19 protein-coding genes and 1 pseudogene are annotated in these 18876 nt (G+C 46.4%); all 20 read left to right on the forward strand.

Going from position 1 to position 18876, the window contains the following annotated elements; genetic code table 11:
• Positions 1 to 361: 361 nt before the first annotated feature.
• The 20 genes and pseudogenes from ACG3M1_RS11685 (at position 362) to tsf (ending at position 18804) form a co-directional block, all read left to right on the forward strand.
• A complete protein-coding gene (locus ACG3M1_RS11685) occupies positions 362 to 3040 on the forward strand; it encodes an Ig-like domain-containing protein (protein WP_021420808.1) in 2679 nt (892 codons plus the stop codon).
• Positions 3041 to 3399: 359 nt separating this feature from the next.
• Positions 3400 to 3672, forward strand: coding sequence for a 30S ribosomal protein S16 (gene rpsP, locus ACG3M1_RS11690; protein WP_002608913.1), 273 nt, complete (start codon positions 3400 to 3402; stop codon positions 3670 to 3672).
• 6 nt (positions 3673 to 3678) lie between these two features.
• On the forward strand, positions 3679 to 3927 hold the full coding sequence (locus tag ACG3M1_RS11695; RefSeq protein ID WP_002608914.1) for a KH domain-containing protein: 249 nt from the start codon (positions 3679 to 3681) through the stop codon (positions 3925 to 3927).
• Positions 3928 to 3963: 36 nt separating this feature from the next.
• Entirely contained in the window at positions 3964 to 4467 is a 504-nt protein-coding gene (rimM, locus tag ACG3M1_RS11700) for a ribosome maturation factor RimM (RefSeq protein WP_008817332.1), read from the forward strand.
• Positions 4464 to 5201 (forward strand): tRNA (guanosine(37)-N1)-methyltransferase TrmD, encoded by a 738-nt coding sequence (gene trmD / locus ACG3M1_RS11705; protein WP_008817331.1) that lies wholly within the window; start codon positions 4464 to 4466, stop codon positions 5199 to 5201. The genes rimM and trmD overlap by 4 nt, the downstream gene beginning before the upstream one ends.
• 352 nt (positions 5202 to 5553) lie before the next feature.
• Positions 5554 to 6141: a hypothetical protein gene (locus ACG3M1_RS11710; RefSeq protein ID WP_008817330.1), complete on the forward strand. Its 588-nt coding sequence runs from the start codon at positions 5554 to 5556 to the stop codon at positions 6139 to 6141.
• A gap of 269 nt (positions 6142 to 6410) precedes the next feature.
• Positions 6411 to 6758 carry a 50S ribosomal protein L19 gene (rplS, locus tag ACG3M1_RS11715; RefSeq protein WP_002608918.1) on the forward strand — a complete coding sequence of 116 codons (348 nt, stop codon included), beginning with the start codon at positions 6411 to 6413 and terminating at the stop codon, positions 6756 to 6758.
• A gap of 55 nt (positions 6759 to 6813) precedes the next feature.
• On the forward strand, positions 6814 to 7416 hold the full coding sequence (gene lepB / locus ACG3M1_RS11720; protein ID WP_395814183.1) for a signal peptidase I: 603 nt from the start codon (positions 6814 to 6816) through the stop codon (positions 7414 to 7416).
• A gap of 3 nt (positions 7417 to 7419) precedes the next feature.
• A complete protein-coding gene (gene lepB / locus ACG3M1_RS11725) occupies positions 7420 to 8013 on the forward strand; it encodes a signal peptidase I (RefSeq protein WP_008817329.1) in 594 nt (197 codons plus the stop codon).
• On the forward strand, positions 8003 to 8869 hold the full coding sequence (gene ylqF, locus ACG3M1_RS11730; protein WP_065531277.1) for a ribosome biogenesis GTPase YlqF: 867 nt from the start codon (positions 8003 to 8005) through the stop codon (positions 8867 to 8869). The genes lepB (ACG3M1_RS11725) and ylqF overlap by 11 nt, the downstream gene beginning before the upstream one ends.
• Positions 8853 to 9476 carry a ribonuclease HII gene (locus tag ACG3M1_RS11735; protein ID WP_008817327.1) on the forward strand — a complete coding sequence of 208 codons (624 nt, stop codon included), beginning with the start codon at positions 8853 to 8855 and terminating at the stop codon, positions 9474 to 9476. The genes ylqF and ACG3M1_RS11735 overlap by 17 nt, the downstream gene beginning before the upstream one ends.
• Before the next feature lie 129 nt (positions 9477 to 9605).
• Positions 9606 to 9983, forward strand: a complete 378-nt coding sequence (locus ACG3M1_RS11740; RefSeq protein WP_002608923.1) for a hypothetical protein — start codon at positions 9606 to 9608, stop codon at positions 9981 to 9983.
• Between the two features lie 7 nt (positions 9984 to 9990).
• On the forward strand, positions 9991 to 10422 hold the full coding sequence (locus tag ACG3M1_RS11745) for an NfeD family protein (RefSeq protein WP_002608924.1): 432 nt from the start codon (positions 9991 to 9993) through the stop codon (positions 10420 to 10422).
• 22 nt (positions 10423 to 10444) lie between these two features.
• Positions 10445 to 11389, forward strand: coding sequence for an SPFH domain-containing protein (locus tag ACG3M1_RS11750; RefSeq protein ID WP_002608925.1), 945 nt, complete (start codon positions 10445 to 10447; stop codon positions 11387 to 11389).
• Between the two features lie 114 nt (positions 11390 to 11503).
• The gene (gene dprA, locus ACG3M1_RS11755; protein WP_009269165.1) at positions 11504 to 12235 is read left to right on the forward strand and encodes a DNA-processing protein DprA; all 732 of its coding nucleotides are present in this window, start codon (positions 11504 to 11506) and stop codon (positions 12233 to 12235) included.
• A gap of 70 nt (positions 12236 to 12305) precedes the next feature.
• Positions 12306 to 14552, forward strand: a complete 2247-nt coding sequence (gene topA, locus ACG3M1_RS11760) for a type I DNA topoisomerase (protein ID WP_008817324.1) — start codon at positions 12306 to 12308, stop codon at positions 14550 to 14552.
• Positions 14549 to 15847, forward strand: a complete 1299-nt coding sequence (gene trmFO / locus ACG3M1_RS11765) for a methylenetetrahydrofolate--tRNA-(uracil(54)-C(5))-methyltransferase (FADH(2)-oxidizing) TrmFO (protein ID WP_395814186.1) — start codon at positions 14549 to 14551, stop codon at positions 15845 to 15847. The genes topA and trmFO overlap by 4 nt, the downstream gene beginning before the upstream one ends.
• Entirely contained in the window at positions 15847 to 16755 is a 909-nt protein-coding gene (gene xerC, locus ACG3M1_RS11770) for a tyrosine recombinase XerC (RefSeq protein WP_008817322.1), read from the forward strand. Before trmFO ends, xerC begins: the two co-directional genes overlap by 1 nt.
• Before the next feature lie 171 nt (positions 16756 to 16926).
• Positions 16927 to 17607, forward strand: a pseudogene (rpsB, locus tag ACG3M1_RS11775) (30S ribosomal protein S2); the annotation flags it as partial.
• 309 nt (positions 17608 to 17916) lie between these two features.
• Positions 17917 to 18804: a translation elongation factor Ts gene (gene tsf, locus ACG3M1_RS11780; RefSeq protein ID WP_009269163.1), complete on the forward strand. Its 888-nt coding sequence runs from the start codon at positions 17917 to 17919 to the stop codon at positions 18802 to 18804.
• Positions 18805 to 18876 lie beyond the last annotated feature (72 nt).

The following is an 18876-nucleotide window of genomic DNA, read 5'->3' on the forward strand; positions in this document are numbered from 1 at the left end:
TAGGTCTGAATAGAAAAGATTATGCTTTTTCTATCCTGTGTGGCACTTGCCAGAGCTGAAGCTTTTTACATCATACAGGAAAGAAACCGCGTATCTGGTACGGCGTTTCTTTGAGAACACCACGATAAAGACTAGCCGGACATAAGGTTTCAAACAGAAATTGATGTAAACGATTGCAAAATCGTTAAAAGCAGGGTAGTATATAAATTTAATATTTAATAATGTATACTGTATGAGACATTCCAATATCTGTACTTTTTTTAATAAAACAGCTGTACAGACATCAAATTACAGCTATTATTCTATGGTTTTATGGATGTCTTCAATTGTATACCTTGTGAAATAAAAGGGAGGTACTGTAATGAAAAGATGTGTTCATGCTGTAAAGCTGGCAATGACAGTAATGCTGTCAGCCTTTCTGTTTCTTTCGGTTCAGGATTTGGGATATATTCATGCGGCTGATAAGAAAATCGTATTGTTAAAACTAGCTTCTAAAGAAAACTATGATACTATTCAAGCTGCGATAGATGCTGTTGCTGCCGGAGAAGACGCTATAATACAAATTCCTGCAGGGACTTATAGCGAGCCGCTGAAAATATCAAATACTTCTTCTCGGACGATTATACTGAAAGGGGCAAGTGCTGATGTCAGTGCCTATAGCAACGGTGGTGTCAGAAGCAGCGAGGAAACCATCCTGACCGGTGGTATAGAGGTAAACGGTCTTTTAGAGGATGACTCCTTGGAAATCAATGGATTGACACTGCATGGCAAGGGAATCAATATCGTTGGATGGGGTACTCCAATCAAATCGAGCGGGTCAATAAGAATTGTGAATAATGTGATAACAAATATCACAGATAAGAGCATTTCTGCGATACATATCAATTGTGGTTCTGATGAGTATATCGATACTGTGGAATTAAAAAACAACTATATAGATAATATCGGGGAAGAAGGCTATGCGGCAAACGGTGTATATTCAACGCTTCCAGTTCGTGCGATGTATATATCCGGAAATTATATAGGAAATGTCAATCACACTGCAATTCAGCTGGGAAGCATGACAGTGAAAGAACTGCTTTCAATAACAGAAAATCATATTTTAAATTGGAATAAGGATGGAATCGCCGGGACAGGTGCACAGGGAAGCCAGGGAGATGGGATTTACCTTCCCAAGGGAAGTACCCCGGAGACAGTACCGGTACAAGTGAATCACAATTATATTGCAAGAGAAAAAGAATTGCCAGGCTCTGCAGGCTTTGCGACACGCTGTAATTTAAAAAAAGGCGCGATTGATCTTTCGGCGAATTACTGGAACGAGGTGTATCCATACAAGGTGATTTCTGGAGGTACGTATGCAAATGTCACTGTAAAATCTGTTTGTGATGAGCATATGAATGTAACACAGCAAAGCATTGGAGACTTTCGGTTTTCTATTTCCACGCTTTACAACAGCGGAACGGACAAAGAGAAAATGCTGAGCGCAACCATAGTGATGCTGGACCAGGATTTTGATAAGCCTGCCGTACAGTGGAGCAGCGCTGATGAACGTATTATTGCTGTCGAACAACGTCAGGATGCAGCTTATTATGTAGCGAAGAAGAGTGGGACGGCAAAGATTAGCGGAAAAATCACGGACCCCAAATCAGGTGTGATTTATACACAGGAAGCGGAGGGTAAGGTCATTGATATTGATGTGGATAACGTTGTAATGGAGCCCGGCTCGCTGAAGCAGCTGCAAATCAGTGTGCTGCCGGAAGGGGAATCTATTTACTATAATAAGATTGAATGGACCTCCAGTGATGAGAGTATTGTAGAGGTTGACAGCAACGGCTGCTTGAGCAGTAAGGATAAAAAAGGAAATGCAGAGGTCACAGTGACCATGTATGGATTCGGTACGAAGCTGTATGCACAGAAAACCATAACAGTAACCGTTGAAAAGCCGAATCCGGTACAGAAAATCAATATGCAGAAAAACTTGCTGATGAAAAAGGGGGATACGCATACGCTGCAAGCGGAGATACTTCCTGCAGATGCGGATTCACAGAAAATCATATGGACATCCTCGAATGAAGATGTTGCTGTTGTGCATGCGGATGGCAGTATTTCAGCAGTTGCAAATGGAACCAGTACCATTACTGCCACCATCGATCATGTGACTGCGACCTGTGATGTGTCTGTCTATGAAGTCAAGGAAGCGAATATTGAGCCGCTAGATCCATCAAGGCCGTCCAGCACAAGTCAAGCAGGTATTATGGATGAAAAATCACAGGATATCATTGAAAGTACAGTTGATAATATCCTTTCTGAAATAGCGGAAGGAAGAGAAATTGCTTCGGATGTCCTTGATGAAACAACTAGAACTGCCGTTTTACAGGCAATGAATGAAGGAAAAGCTATCCAGCTGACAGCAAATGCAGAGGTGCTTGGAGAAGAGGAAATTGATGCAGCGGATCTGCGTATAATACAGGAGTATCTTTCAAATATAACGGACGCTCAGCATTCCGCCCTGCAATATTTTGACTTCAGCTTCCACCTTGTGAGCGATGATGGAGCCTTATTGGGAGAAATTAAGCAGCTGAAACAGCCGATTTCCTATGCTGTTGTATTGTCTAAGGGAACAGCACAACAGGATACAAGCTATTATATGGTGCGGCTGCATAACGGTAACATCACCAAAATCCCATTGCATACCAATGCGGATGGAACTATGACCTTTTCCACCGATCAGTTTTCATTATATGCACTGGTTGCAGAAAAGAAGGTGGATGCGGGCAATGAACCAATAGAAAAGCCGAAGCAGCCACATGAGCAGCCCGAGGAACCCAAGCAGCCGAACACTCAACCAGAGCATCCGGTTACAGACGCGAAGCAACCATCCTCTACACATGAAAAAACAGAGAAACCGGTAAAAAAGAAAGTTGCTGCTGTCAGCACCGCCGATATGCAAAATGAAGCCTTATGGCTGTCAGCGGTTGCGCTTGCCGTACTTCTTATGGCAGTTGTCCTTCGAAAAAAGCACAAAAAGGGTGCGGAGTAATAAATTGATGATTAGACAACTGATGCACATGCTGCTTGTTGTCTGTTTACAGGAGAAGTGATGCATCCTTAGTGTCTTTAAAGCTGCCACTGCATGGCAGCAGTGTCTGTATGCAGATGCCGTTCATTAAATATTCAGCAATCAGAAAAGGATCATCAGAGACTGCTGATAACGTTGAGAGAATGTCCCTGCTGCTAATTTCTACGCTTTTATCAATTATCTTGACAGAGAAAATTCAAAGAATATAACATAGTCACAAAAAAAAACAAGGGTGTCAAGTAAAAAACCTTGACAGACGGATAATCTATGGTATACTTATCAAGGTAATGCTAAGAAAATAACCAATAGGAGGAAATTATATGGCTGTAAAATTAAGATTAAAGAGAATGGGTTCCAAGAGAAAACCTTTCTACAGAATTGTCGCTGCGGATTCCCGCGCACCTAGAGATGGACGTTTTATCGAAATCATCGGTACTTATAATCCAACAACAAATCCTGCAAGCGTAGTGCTGAACGAAGAACTGGCTACAAAGTGGCTGAAAGAAGGAGCACAGCCTTCTGATACTGTTCGTAACATTCTTTCTAAAGAAGGAATTATGAAACGTCTGCACGAAGAAAAAAACGCTAAGTAAAAGAGTATGATCGATTACGAAAAAGTATTGTTGGATCTTGTAACACCGATGGTTGAGGATAAGACCAATGTATCTGTCAAAATGATGCCGACACTGGAGGATAATGAAATTCTGTTGTACGTATATGCCAACAGCGATGATGTTGCCCGCCTGATCGGACGTCGTGGCATGATGGCTTCTTCTATTCGTCAGATGATGTCTGTGGCATCAAGGAAAGAGGATAAAAGAGTTACCATTAAGTTTGAATCATATTAGGATGCCTTTCGCATCCTTTTTTTGGAGGTAGGACATATGAAAGAAATCAATATCGGTATGCTTGTGAATACACATGGTCTTCGCGGTGAAATGAAGGTCAAGGTGCTTACGGATTTTCCGCAGCTGCGATTTCAAAAGGGGGCAGTTGTGCATCTGCAGCTGGCACAGGGACAGTTTGACCTGAAGGTACAGCATGTACGGGAAAGCAAGGGACAGCTGCTTGTCAAATTTGAAGGCTATGATGATATCAATCAGGTGGAAGGCTGGAAGGGCAGCATGCTGACCATACGGGAAGAGGAGCTGCAGGAGCTGGATGAATTTGAAGCGTACTTTCACGAATTACAGGATGCCGTGGTCTATGATATGGAGGGTGTACAACTGGGGACAGTTAGCGAAATCATAGAAACCGGAGCCAATGCAATCCTGCGTGTCAAAACGAAAGATAAGGATATTCTGATTCCTTTTGTCAGAGCCTTTGTCAAGGAGTTTGATCGTAAAAACAAGGTGATGAAGGTGGAGCTGATGGAGGGGCTTGTATGAAGATAACAGTTCTGACACTGTTTCCTGAGTTTTTTGACAGCTTTCGTTCCACATCCATAATCAAGCGGGCACTGGAGCAGCGGCTTGTGGAATTTGAAACGGTGGATTTTCGGGCGTTTACGTTAGACCGCCACAATCATGTGGACGATACACCGTGCGGCGGCGGACAGGGGATGGTGCTTTCCTGCCAGCCAATCGTTGACTGTCTGAAATCGGTGCGCAGTGAGGATTCCTTTGTCATTATGATGACACCGCAGGGGAATCGCTTTGATCAAAAGCTGGCTCACCGCTTTGCCTCCGAAATCAAGCATCTGATCATTCTTTGCGGACACTATGAGGGCTTTGACGAGCGCATTCGTTCCTTTGTGGATATGGAGGTATCTCTTGGGGATTTTGTATTGACCGGAGGAGAAGGTGCTGCGCTGGTGATTTCCGATGCAGTCATACGACTGCTGGATCACGTTATTAAAGAAGAAAGTCACAGCGATGATTCTTTTGAAAACGGTCTGCTGGAGTATCCGCAATTTACCCGTCCCATCGAATATGAGGGAATGCGGGTACCCGATGTTTTACTGAGTGGTCATCATGCCAATATCCGTAAATGGCGGCTAAAGGAATCGTTGAAGAAGACGATGGAGAAACGTCCGGATTTATTGAAAAATCGTGAGTTTACAAAAGAAGAACGGAAGCTGCTGGATGAAATTAAAGCTGAGAAGGAACAAGGTGAAGGATAAAAGGAAGTCCTTTGCCTTTTTACAATACTACTTGGTTCTATCTGCTGCAGTATAAGTACGTGTAAAACGATTGGTATCAGATAAGGCGTCTGTTTAAATAAACACTGCTAGTTACTGAAACAGATCGATACGTGCTGTATTATCATACACTATATTGATAAGTAATAATCATGACAGCTTGTCTGGGATTTGTATCTCAATGGTAAAATATGTCGGAGATAAGTATAAGACTGGTTAGAAATACATAATGAAGGCCATCAGTCCTATACGGTCTGTATTAGCCTTTTTTGGAATATGACAATACGCTGTCGATGAAGGTGTGCTATACTTTTGGGAAAAGGAGAGATTCAAAATGAATATGAAGAGCTATCTGGAACAGTATTCCCATACGGCGCTGGCTATGAATGACATAGAGATACTGCCTGAACACATACGTGTGGTAATGGTGAATGAATGTGCACCATTAAGGAATGAAGATGATTTTTATGGGAATACGGATGGTGAATATGCTGTATCATTGCGCTCGTTTTTTTCGGATTCAGAACCTGCTCATCTGCTTGCGCGGGGGATTTACGTAACCAATGCCTGCAAGCTGCCAAAACCAAGGGAAGGCTTTACCAAACAGCAGCTGCAGGAAAGCTCTGTCATTCTGGAGGAAGAGCTGAAGCTGTTTGAAAATCTGCGTGTGATTATGCTGATGGGGGATGTTGCGATACGCGTGCATACCATGATTGCCAGGCGTAATCATACAGCGCGCATTCCTGCCGGTTCCACCTACAGACTGCGCAGCAGCATCTGGATGGATGGAGATATCCGTTTGTTTCCTTCCTATATTATGACCGGAAAAAATCTGCAGATTGAACGCAGTAAACGGACGATGATTGCAGAGGATATTTCGCAAATGCTCGCCTATTTGGAAACGCTGGATAGCGCAGGCTGAAAATGGAGGAGAGCAGTTCGGATTTTCTTTGTAAAATTCGGCATTCTCCTTTTTTTTAGTTGGTGAAAATGGTATGATAATAGCAGAAAGGACCCGACCTTTCTGAAAACGACTTCTTCTTTACCGCTGTAAAAAAATGGCTGAAAAAGTATTTACAAATATCCCAGATCTGTGATATCATATATAAGCCTTTATGGCACGCGGTTCCGCTGAACAGTATGATTCAAGAGCCTCTACGTTATGATGAATAGAAAAGGAGCGCCATTATTATGAACATGCAGTTAGTAAATGAAGTAACAAAATCACAATTGAAGAAAGATGTCCCATTCTTTAAATCAGGTAGTACCGTTCGAGTACACGTTAAGATCAAAGAGGGTGACAAATCCCGTATTCAGGTATTTGAAGGATTGGTTATCGCAAAGCAGGGTGGAGGAATCAACGAAGTATTCACTGTTCGTAAAATCTCTAACCAGATCGGTGTAGAAAGAACATTCCCGATTCACTCTCCAATTGTTGAAAAAATCGAAGTTGTACGTAACGGTAAGGTTAGAAGAAACAAATTATTCTACTTACGCGGACGTTCTGGTAAGGCTTCTCGTATTAAAGAAGTTCGTTAAGCTGGAAAAAAGTCGGGTCTTGCTCGACTTTTTATTTTAGGCTGGAGGGTGTACGATGCAGAAGCAGGAGAAGGACAGACACAGACTGGAAGAACACGAATCACTGGCAGGCGTGATTTTTTCCAACCTGTTTTCATTACTGAAAATATTCCTTGTCTGTTTTGTGCTGGTGTATCTAACAGCCAATTATCTTGTGCGGCCGCTGCGTGTACAGGGAGGCAGTATGTATCCGACGCTGAAAACGGGTGAATTCGGATTTGGCAATGCGTTTTCCGGTCATTTTCAGGAAATCAAGCGCGGTGATATCGTGATTGTCTATGACAAGAAGAAGACGCATACCTATTGGGTGAAGCGTGTCATCGGTCTGCCCGGTGAGCGGATCCGCGCCAGTGGGGATATGGTATACATCAATGATACAGCTATTCAGGAGCCTTATCTTGACAATGATTATGCGGATAGTATCCGGTTGACGGAAAATTATAAATTCACAGAGGATTTTGATGAGGTGCAGCTGGGAGAGGACGAATATTATCTGATGGGGGACAATCGCTATGCAAGCAAGGACTCCCGCGAAATGGGGGCCTTCAAGCGCGGGGATATCAAGGCAGTGGATTTTTTCATTGTGCTGCCGTTTAATAAAATGAGAGTGGCGGAATAAGATATGAACAAAAACAAAAGAACCAGAAGCAATCTGGACATTGTATATACTATCCTTGACTTTGCCCGACTGATTCTGATCACTGTAGTGGCGGCAATGGTCATTCTGGTCTTTGTAGCACGCAAGGAGGAAGTCAGAGGCACCTCCATGTATCCCACGCTGGTGGAAGGTGAGTCGGTAATCATCAATATGGCAGCAAACTATGTCGGTGAAATTAAGCGCTTTGATGTGGTTGTTGCCAGAGAATATCGAAGTGATGATTTGTGGGTCAAGCGTGTCATCGGGTTGCCTGGAGAAACGATCAGCTACCGTGAGGATGTTCTGTACGTGGATGGAAAGGCGATGGAGGAACCGTTTCTGGATAAGAAGTATGTGGAACAGGTGAAAAAAAGTGCGAATAAGCTTTATTTTACACAGGATTATATATCAAAAAAGCTGGGGAAGAATGAATATCTGCTGGTTGGTGATAACCGTAATGAATCTCTGGATTCAAGAAATGATGCTGTAGGGCCGTTTCAGCGGGAACAGATCATCGCCAGAGGGGTGTTTGTTTACCAGCCGTTTTCGAAAGCGAGGTATGTAGGCAATGGCGGATGATAAAATACGCATTCAATGGTTCCCTGGTCATATGACCAAGGCGAAGCGGGAAATGCAGGAGAAGCTGAACATGGTGGACATGGTGATCGAGCTGCGGGATGCCCGCATTCCAAGTGCCAGCAAGAATCCGATGATTGAGGAGCTGTGTCAGAACAAGCCGCGGCTGATCGTACTTTCCAAAAAGGATAAGGCGGATGCTGCGGCGACAAAGCTGTGGTGCAGTGCGTTGCAGAATGAAACCACACGCGTTGTGGCGCTGGATATTCTGAAGGAGAATATCATAGCGAGAATCGTGGAGGAAAGCCGTCTGCTCATGCAGGCGAAAATCGAACGCATGAAGCGAAGAGGCATCCGTCCCCGTGCCATTCGTGCAATGGTTGTCGGAGTGCCGAATGTCGGTAAATCCACTTTTATTAACCGGATATCCAAAAAAAAGGTGGCTGTCACCGGAGATCGTCCGGGTGTGACAAGGGCACTGCAGTGGTCGAAGGTGAACCAGAATCTGGAGCTGCTCGATACTCCGGGGGTGCTGTGGCCGAAATTTGAGGATGAAACCGTCGGTGTTCTGCTGGCTATCACGGGAGCGATACGTGATGAAATCCTCCCGCTGGAGGAAATTGCGGCCTGGGCGATGCGGTATCTGATTGCGAACCACAAAGAGGCGCTGCAGCAGCGCTATGACATTGCCGTGTGCGAGGATCCCTATATCATGCTGGAGCGAATTGCAGAAAAGCGCGGCTTTATGCGCAAGGGTGAAATGGATGAGAAGCGTACCATTGAAACCTTCCTGCGGGAGCTGCGGGATGACAAGCTGGGAAGAATTACGTGGGAGATGCCGTATGCAGACAGCGAATGAGTATGAACAGGTATGGTGGCAGCAGGGAAAGCGCTGCATTGTAGGCATCGATGAAGCAGGCAGAGGTCCCATTGCCGGACCTCTTGTCGTTGCGGCCGTTGCCTTTCCACCAGGGTATTCCCATCCGGAAATTTACGACTCCAAGAAGCTGAGCGATAAGAAGCGAAGAGCCCTTTTCCATGAGGTGGTTGCGCAGGCGCTGGAATATCATATACGTATCATCGAGCCGAAGATTATCGATGAATTGAATATTTATCGTGCGACCCAGAGGGCGATGCAGGATATAAGCGATATGTTTGCACATGCGGACGGTGTTTTAACGGATGCCATGCCGCTTCCTCATAATGAGCGGGATGTGATTTCCCTTGTTAAGGGAGATCAGAAAAGCGTCAGTATTGCAGCCGCAAGCATTTTGGCCAAGGTTACACGGGATTGTATGATGGAAGCGTATGACCGGCAGTATCCCCAATACGGCTTTGCGCGTCACAAGGGCTATCCGACAAAGGCTCATATAGAGGCACTGCATACCTATGGTGTGATTACAGGGCTGTATCGGGAAAGCTATGGTCCGGTAGCTGCCATGCGGCAGCTGGTGCTGGATATTTAAGCAGTGAAGGCTGCTTTTTTTAAATTTTGTAAAAAATAATAAGAAAAATAAGAAGTGTATGAAAATGTGTTGCAAAATAAGAGAAACCGTACTATACTATGGATAAGGAACAGGAAAGGCGGTGGCAGGATGTTTACATGGGTAAAAGGCAATGTATATACGCTTGTATTGACACTGTATCCGAATAACATTACCTTGAACAGCAGCGCTGCCTCTTATTTTGAGGATGTGCGCTGGGCCATGATCGGACTGGATAAGGATAGCCTGAAATTGGGAATACGTCCCGTTACAAAACGGGAAATTGATCTGCATCTGGTATCCATGGATCAGCTGCATAAGGTGTCTGTTGGAAAAGGATATGCAAGAATCAGCAACAAAATGATCATTGAGGAGATTTCCGGTATGATCAATCAGCCGATCAACGGACTGAAAATCAACGCGGCCTATGATGAAACGGAGAATATGCTGATTGCAGATCTCCATGAGCTGGCTGCAGATAAGGGGTGAATGGATTATGGTACTGATCTGGATTGCCATTAGCGTAGGCGCGGTTCTGGTTGAACTGGCGACACCTACTGCATTGATTTCCATATGGTTTGCCGTGGGAGGTGTAATCGGAGCGCTGACGGCTTTGATCAATCTTCCGCTGTGGGTGCAGATTGTATGCTTTGTTGTTGTTTCACTTGCCAGTATGCTGATTGTGCGTCCGATAGCCTCACGTTATCTGCGTGGGAATACGGTGCCTACCAATGCCGATCGCTTTATCGGTGAGATTGCGCAGGTAACCAGTCTTGTGACAAAGGATGAATGGGGCGAGGTCAAGGTGAATGGGACAATGTGGCATGCGGTTCCTGTGGATGATGATTCCATCGAGGAAGGTGCAAAGGTCAAGGTTGTCGCTATTGAAGGTGCTAAGTTACTTGTAAAAAGAGTAAGCGAAAGATAGAAAAAGAAAGAAGGTAATGATGATGAGTGTATTTCAGATTATACTGCTTGTTGTAGTTGCGCTGATTCTGGTTGGGCTGTTTGCCTACCTCATCCGTATCGTGCCGCAGGCAAAGGCATATGTCGTTGAACGACTGGGTGCCTATCATACAACTTGGAACACAGGAATTCATATTCTGGTTCCTTTTGTGGATCGTGTTTCGAATAAGGTGACATTGAAGGAGGTTGTGAAGGATTTTGCTCCGCAGCCGGTTATCACCAAGGATAATGTAACCATGCAGATTGACACGGTTGTATATTTTCAGATTACCGATCCAAAGCTGTATACGTATGGTGTTGTAGGACCGATCACCGCGATTGAAAATTTAACAGCGACCACACTGCGTAATATCATCGGTGATCTGGAGCTGGATGAAACGCTGACCTCCCGTGATATTATCAATACGAAGATGCGTGCGATTCTGGATGAAGCAACAGATCCATGGGGCATTAAGGTGAACCGTGTAGAGGTTAAAAATATCATCCCGCCGCGCGACATTCAGGAAGCGATGGAAAAGCAGATGCGTGCAGAGCGTGAACGACGTGAATCCATCCTTCGTGCAGAGGGTGAAAAACGAAGCAATATCCTGACTGCCGAGGGTGAAAAGGAAGCGATGGTGCTGCGTGCTAATGCAAAGAAGGAAGCAATGATTGCGGAGGCGGAAGGACAGGCACGTGCAATGGAGCGTATTTATGAAGCACAGGCCCGTGGTATTGAGATGATTAAAAATGCCAACCCGACGAAGGAATATCTGAGTCTGAAGAGTCTGGAAACCTATGAGAAAATGGCGGATGGCAAAGCGACCAAGATTGTTGTGCCAAGCGAAATGCAGAATATGGCTTCCTTCCTGACAAGTGCCAGAGAAATTCTGGTAGATGATGCAGCGAAGGATGCGCTGGAAGAAGTCATTAAGCCGAAAAAGGGCTGAGTGAAACACGCGGAGTACCTTAGCACAGATGTTTTTCATGAAAAGCAGGAAAAAATTCCTGTTTTTTTTAGGAGTTTTTGATGTTCATTTCGTATATACATATGAGGTGATATTATGAGAGAACAACTATTGTGCTATGCACTGCGCTATGAAGGCGACTGGAAAAAGATGAAGCTTGCGCTGGACAGGCAGGAGCCCTGGACGCGGATGGCGTATGAGGGAAGCTATGTGACGATTGCTGATCAGGCCTATCCCGACAAGCTGCGAAGGCTTGCCTGTCCGCCGTGGATATTGTTTTATGAGGGTGACATGACACTGCTTCAGAAACCGGGCTGCGGTATTGTCGGCAGTCGGCAGGCGAGTGCTGCGGGGCTAAGAAACTGTGCGCGTATTACCGATTGTATGAAAGAGCGCTTCGTCATCGTGTCCGGTCTTGCTAGGGGAATTGATGGACAGGCGCATCGCAGTGCACTGGATCAGCATACGATTGCAGTAATTGGCTGTGGTCTGGATGTCGTATATCCAAAGGAGCATGCGTCCCTGTATGCTGTTATGCGCAAAAAGCAGCTGATTATCAGTGAGTATCCAAACGGAACAAAGCCCTATGCGTACCACTTTCCATGGCGAAATCGGATTATCGCCGCATTGAGTGAGGCCGTTATCGTTGTGGAGGCCCGTCGAAGAAGTGGTTCGCTGCTGACGGTAAATGAGGCGCTGGAGCTGGATATTCCTGTTTACTGTGTGCCTCACGCTTATCTGGATGAGGCTGGAACCGGCTGCAATCTATTGATCTCACAGGGGGCAAATATCCTTGTGGATGAGGACGATCTGCGCCTTATTTTTTAAAAAATGTTTGACAAAACAGGAATTTGTGCGAATAATAGGAGACGTATATTTAATTGCTAGGAGGCATAACATGAAAAATCTGGTTATTGTGGAATCCCCTTCCAAATCCAAAACCATAGAAAAATACCTGGGTGGCGACTATCATGTTGTTTCATCCAAAGGACATATACGTGATCTTGCGACAAGTGGCAAGGGTGGTCTGGGAATCGATGTTGAGAATGATTTCGAGCCGACCTACAAGGTCAGCAGTGACAAACGCGCAGTCGTTAAGGAGCTGAAGGACCTCGCGAAAAAAAGCGATCATGTATATCTGGCAAGTGACCCCGACCGTGAGGGAGAGGCGATTGCCTGGCATCTGGCAAATGTGCTGGATTTGAATATGGAAGAAGAAAACCGTATCATCTTCAACGAAATCACAAAGCATGCAGTGGTGGAGGCGTTTGAGCATCCGCGTACGATTGATCAGGACCTGGTGAAATCCCAGGAGGCACGGCGTATGCTGGACCGCATCATCGGCTTTAAGCTGTCCAAGCTGTTACAGAGTAAAATAAAAAGCAAATCCGCAGGCCGTGTGCAGTCGGTGGCACTGCGCCTGATCGTTGAACGGGAAAATGAAATCCGCGCGTTTAAGAGTGAGGAATACTGGACACTGGCTGCCAATATTGAAAAGGATGGAAAGACGTTCAGCGCATCCTTAAACAAGATTGACGGCAAGAAGGCTGACCTGAAAACGCAGGAGGAGGTCAATGCGGTCATCGAGCGCTGCTGTCATGACTTCATTGTCAGCAGCATTGAAAAGAAGGTTCGTAAGAAAGAAGCGAGAATGCCGTTCATCACCTCCACCCTGCAGCAGGAGGCAAGCACCAAGCTGGGCTTTGGAGCAAAGAAAACCATGCAGATTGCACAGAAGCTGTATGAGGGACTTCCGCTTGCGGGAGGAGTCAGCGAGGGTCTGATATCCTATATGCGTACCGATTCCACACGACTGAGTGATCAGTTTGTCAAGGACGCGGAAAGCTATATCGAAGAAACCTACGGGAAGGACTACAAGGGACGTGCCCGTCAGAAAAACAGTGAAAATGCACAGGATGCGCATGAGGCCATTCGTCCGACGAGTATTCTGAATACGCCGGCAAGAGTCAAGGAATATCTGACAAATGATCAGTATAAGCTGTACAAGCTGATTTATGCCAGAACGCTGGCATCCTTAATGGCGCCAAGCAAAAGCAATGTGGTCAATGTACAGATCGTATCCGATGGCTGTGAGTTCAGTGCCAACGGCTCCATTCTTACCTTTGACGGTTATCTGAAAATCTACAGCGATTATGAAACTGTTAAGGATGAAATGCTGCCAATCATGGAAGAACAGGAAACGCTCAAGGATGTTGAGCTGGAAGGTAAGCAGCACTTCACCGAGCCGCCGCTTCGCTACAGTGAGGCCCGCCTGATCAAGGATCTGGAGGAAAAGGGAATCGGACGTCCGTCCACCTATGCAATCATCATTGATACACTGCAGGCCCGCGGCTATGTCTCTTTGGAGCGCCCAAGTGAGGGCAGTAAGACGAAGGTCTTCATCCCCAGTGAACAGGGCGAGCTGACCGACACCAAGCTGCAGGAATTCTTCAGCGGCATCATCAACGTATCCTATACAGCGAATATGGAGCATCACCTGGACGAGATTGCGGCAGGAGAGCGAAACAATATTGAAGAGGTTCGTACCTTCTATAATGAATTTGAACCGCTGCTGCAGAATGCATATGAGAATATGGAAAAGAAGGAGCTGGAGCGCACCGGAGAAAAATGTCCGGACTGCGGGAACGATCTGGTGTATCGCATCGGGCGTTTCGGTAAATTTATCTCCTGCATCAACTTTCCGGAATGCCGCTATACCAAAGGTGAGGATGAGGATGAAAATGCTGTGGAGGAGGTCTGCCCGAAATGCGGAAGCAAGATGGTGACGAAAAAAGGACGCTACGGCTCCTTCCTTGCCTGCAGCAATTACCCGGAATGTAAATATATCAAAAGCAACAAGACGAAGGAAGAACCGGAGCCTACCGGAGAAATGTGTCCGGACTGCGGTCATGAGCTGGTAAGAAGAAAATCCCGTTTCGGTACGACCTTTATCGGCTGCAGCAATTATCCGAAATGCCGCTATATCAAAAAGGAACCGAAGAAGGAAAAGGCGGAAGGGGACGATAAGGCAGCACCGAAGAAAAAGGCAGCCGCCAAAAAAACGACCAAGAAGGTTGTGAAAAAGGCAGTGAAGAAATCCGTGAAGAAGGCTGTGGAAGCAGAGGCAGAAGGCAGTGAATCATGATGGATAAGGTAACCGTTGTCGGAGCCGGTCTGGCAGGCTGTGAGGCGGCGTGGCAGCTGGTAAAGCGCAAGATTCCGGTACGGCTTGTGGAAATGCGGCCGAAAACGTCCTCACCGGCACACCACAGTGAAAACTTTGCGGAGCTTGTGTGCTCCAATTCCCTTCGCTCGGATTCCCTGAACAATGCGGTTGGGATTTTGAAAGAGGAAATGCGGCATCTGGATTCCATCATCATGGAGAGTGCGGAGGCCACACGGGTTCCGGCCGGCAGTGCGCTGGCAGTGGATCGTCAGGCCTTTTCCCGGCGTATTACAGAACAGCTGAAACAGCATCCGCTGATTGAGGTCGTACAGGAAGAGGTAACACAGATTCCCGATGGTCCCTGCATCATTGCCAGCGGTCCGCTGACAAGCGATGCATTAAGCAAAGCCATACAGGAATACACCCATGCGGATTATTTCCATTTCTATGATGCGGCCGCCCCGATCATTGAAAAGGACAGCATTGATTTCTCTAAGGCATATATTAAATCCCGTTATGATAAGGGAGAGGCTGCCTATATCAACTGTGCGATGAGCAGGGAGGAATTTGATGCCTTTTACGAGGAGCTGATTCATGCGGAAACCGCACAGCTGCACGAGTTTGAGGATGAAACCTACTTTGAAGGCTGTATGCCGTTTGAGGAAATGGCACGCCGCGGCCGGCAGACACTGCTGTTTGGACCGATGAAGCCGGTTGGGCTGGAGCGTCCGGATGGAACGACACCGTATGCGGTTGTCCAGCTGCGTCAGGATAATGCCGTGGCAAGTCTGTATAATATCGTCGGCTTTCAGACGCATTTAAAATGGGGAGAGCAGAAGCGTCTGCTGTCCATGATTCCCGGCTTAGAGAATGTTTCCATTGTGCGCTATGGTGTCATGCACCGCAATTCCTATCTGTGTGCACCGAAGGTTCTGCGCCCCACCTATCAGCATGTCCAGCGGGATGATCTGTTCTTTGCCGGTCAGCTGTGCGGCGTGGAGGGCTATGTCGAAAGTGCGGCCAGCGGACTTCTGGCTGGAATGAATATGGCCAACCTCATGCGTGAGAAAGCAGTCGTGGAGCTGCCGGATACGTGTGTCATTGGATCGATGGCGCACTACATCACCCATGCCAGTGAGCGCTATTTTCAGCCGATGAATGCCAACTTCGGAATTATGCGTCTGTTGGAAAAGGTAAAGAAGAAGGAACGCAAGGAGGCATTTGCCAATCAGGCGCTATCCGTAATCGATACATACAAAAAGGAGTTTGACTGATGGAGGAACTGCTTGCGCGGTTTCTGCAGTACATGGATTCCCTCAACAGCGGCAGTGTGCATACGCGAGCCGCTTACCAAAGAGATATACGCGAGTTTATCTCTTTTTTACAGGAAGAGGGAATTGAGGAGCTGCAGGATGCAGATCGCATCATCGTCATGAACTATATCGCCTCTTTGCGTGAGAAGCCCGGGGTCAGCGGAGAAATGAAAAACTCCACGATTGCCCGCAAGCTGTCCTCCCTTCGTTCCTTTTACCGCTATCTGAATGAATATGTGGGAATCACGCAGAATCCGTTTCTGTATTTTAAGACACCGAAGCGCGCCAAACGAATACCGGAGTTTCTGTTTTATGATGAAATGGATACCTTTTTGAGCAGCTTTGATCTGGATACGCCGGACGGACTGCGGGATCGTGCGATGTTTGAGCTGATGTATGCCTGCGGTCTGCGGGTCAGTGAAGCGGCATCCCTTCGGTTGTACGATATCGATCTGCACGATCGCATCCTCACCATACACGGTAAGGGAAACAAGCAGCGCATTGTTCCCTTTTATGCGCTGGCAGGGGAGTTGCTGGAGCACTATCTTCAGGAGGTGCGTCCGCAATGGATGAAGGAGGAACACGATATCGTGTTCCTCAATCAGCGGGGGAAGGGGCTGACCACGCGCGGCATACAGTACCGCATGCAGCTGGCCGCTGATACCTGCTCACTTTCCGTGCATGTGCATCCGCATATGTTCCGGCATTCCTTTGCGACGCATCTTTTGGATAACGGTGCCGACCTGCGTGTGGTACAGGAGCTGCTGGGACATGCATCGCTATCGACTACGCAGGTATATGTCCATGTGACACAGGAGCGGCTGAAGAAGGCCTACACGCATGCACACCCGCGTGCACAAGAAAAGTAAAAAAACTATTGAAAAGAACAATGAATGTGATATAATAAACAACGGTGCGAACACGCACACTACACACATCATGGATTCGGCAGCCCGTGCTTCGAGATGCAGTGTATGCGTCAATGACAAGTTGCTGCCGCGTGGAAGTGATGGAGGCGTAACGGAAAGTGAGGATATATCATGTCAGTAGTAACAATGAGAAAATTATTGGAATCTGGTGTACATTTCGGTCATCAGACTCGCAGATGGAACCCAAAAATGAAACCAAACATCTATGCAAGCAGAAACGGTGTTTACATCATCAATCTGGAGAAAACTCTGGAACAGCTGGACACTGCATATGCGGCAATGAAAGATATCGCTGAAAAAGGCGGAAAGGTACTGTTCGTAGGTACGAAGAAACAGGCACAGGCTGTGGTTGTTGAGGAAGCACTTCGCTCCGGAAGCTTCTTTGTAAATCAGAGATGGCTGGGTGGTCTGTTAACAAACTACCGTACGATTCAGAAACGTGTAAAACGTCTTGTTGAAATCGAAGAGATGGAAGCAAACGGAACACTGGACCTGTACCCTAAGAAAGAAATCGCACAGGTGAAGAAGCAGAAGGCTCGTCTGGAAAACTTCCTGGGCGGAATCAAGGAAATGAAGAAGCTGCCAAACGCAATCTTCGTTATTGATCCAAAAGAAGAACACAATGCTGTTGCAGAGGCTAAGAAGCTGGGAATCCCTGTATTTGCAATGGTGGATACAAACTGTGATCCTGAAACAGTCGATTACCCGATTGCTTCCAACGATGATGCAATCCGTTCTGTAAAACTGATTACAACTCTGATGGCAGACGCTATTGTAGAGGCTAAGGGTGGTCTGTTAAGCGTTGCTCACAATATCGATGAGAACGAAAACGATGTAACGATGAAGGATGTTATCATCAATGTGGAAGAGCAGATTGCAGAAAACGAAAGACGTCGTCGTCAGAGAAACGAGGAACGTCGTAACCGTCGTCCTTATGACCGTAACCGTAACGGACGCAATGCAAAGGCTCCTTACCAGAGACGTGAAAACGTACGACCTGCTGCAGACAGCAGACCGGCGAATAACGATTCCGCAAGAAGTGAAGCACCTAAGACTGCTGAATAATCAGAAAAACATAAGAATATAAATGGAGGAAAGATCATGATCACTGCTGCATTAGTAAAAGAATTACGTGAAAAAACAGGCGCAGGAATGATGGACTGCAAAAAGGCTCTGACAGAGTGTGATGGCGACATCGCAAAGTCTATCGACTGGCTGCGTGAAAAGGGTATTGCAAAGGCTGCCAAGAAGAACGACCGTATCGCTGCAGAAGGTCTGACACGCGTTGGTGTGGAAGGCAACACCGGAGTTATTTTCGAGGTAAACTCTGAAACGGACTTCGTTGCAAAGAACGAACAGTTCCTGGAGCTGCTGGAAACAGTTAAGAATGCACTGATTGCCAACAAGCCTGCGGATCTGGATGCTGCACTGGCTTGCACGGTGAACGGTGAAACCATTGCGGATCTGGTAACAACTGCGACAGCCACGATCGGAGAAAAAATCTCTCTGCGTCGTATGGCTGTAGTTGAAAAGGCGGACGATGAAGTATTTGCTTCCTACATGCACATGGGCGGAAAGATTTCTGCGCTGGCTGTATTAAAGGGTGCGGATGAAAAAGTCGCTAAGGATATGGCAATGCAGATTGCAAGTATGAATCCGCAGTATGTCTCTCGTGATGACATGCCGGTTGAGGTTGTTGAGCACGAGCGTAAGGTACAGACTGAAATCGTGAAAAACGATGAGAAGCTGGCCAGCAAACCGGAAAAGGTTCTTGCCGGAATCATCGAAGGAAAGGTTTCCAAGAATCTGAAGGACGCTTGTCTGGTTGAACAGGAATTTTTCCTGAATCCTGACCAGAAGGTAGGACAGTATCTGAAGGAACATGCTTCTACTGTCGCAAGCTTTATTCGTTACGCAGTAGGTGAAGGAATCGAAAAACGTGAAGATAACTTTGCTGAAGAAGTAATGAGCCAGGCATTTGGTAAATAGGACACTCTTTGTGTCCTTTTTTTAAGGAAAGGCAACGTAAACCAATACAGAGAAGCAGACGGGTGTGCTTGT

Source organism: Clostridium sp. 10cd* (genome assembly GCF_044336395.1).
Classification (GTDB): domain Bacteria; phylum Bacillota_I; class Bacilli_A; order Erysipelotrichales; family Erysipelotrichaceae; genus Clostridium_AQ; species Clostridium_AQ innocuum.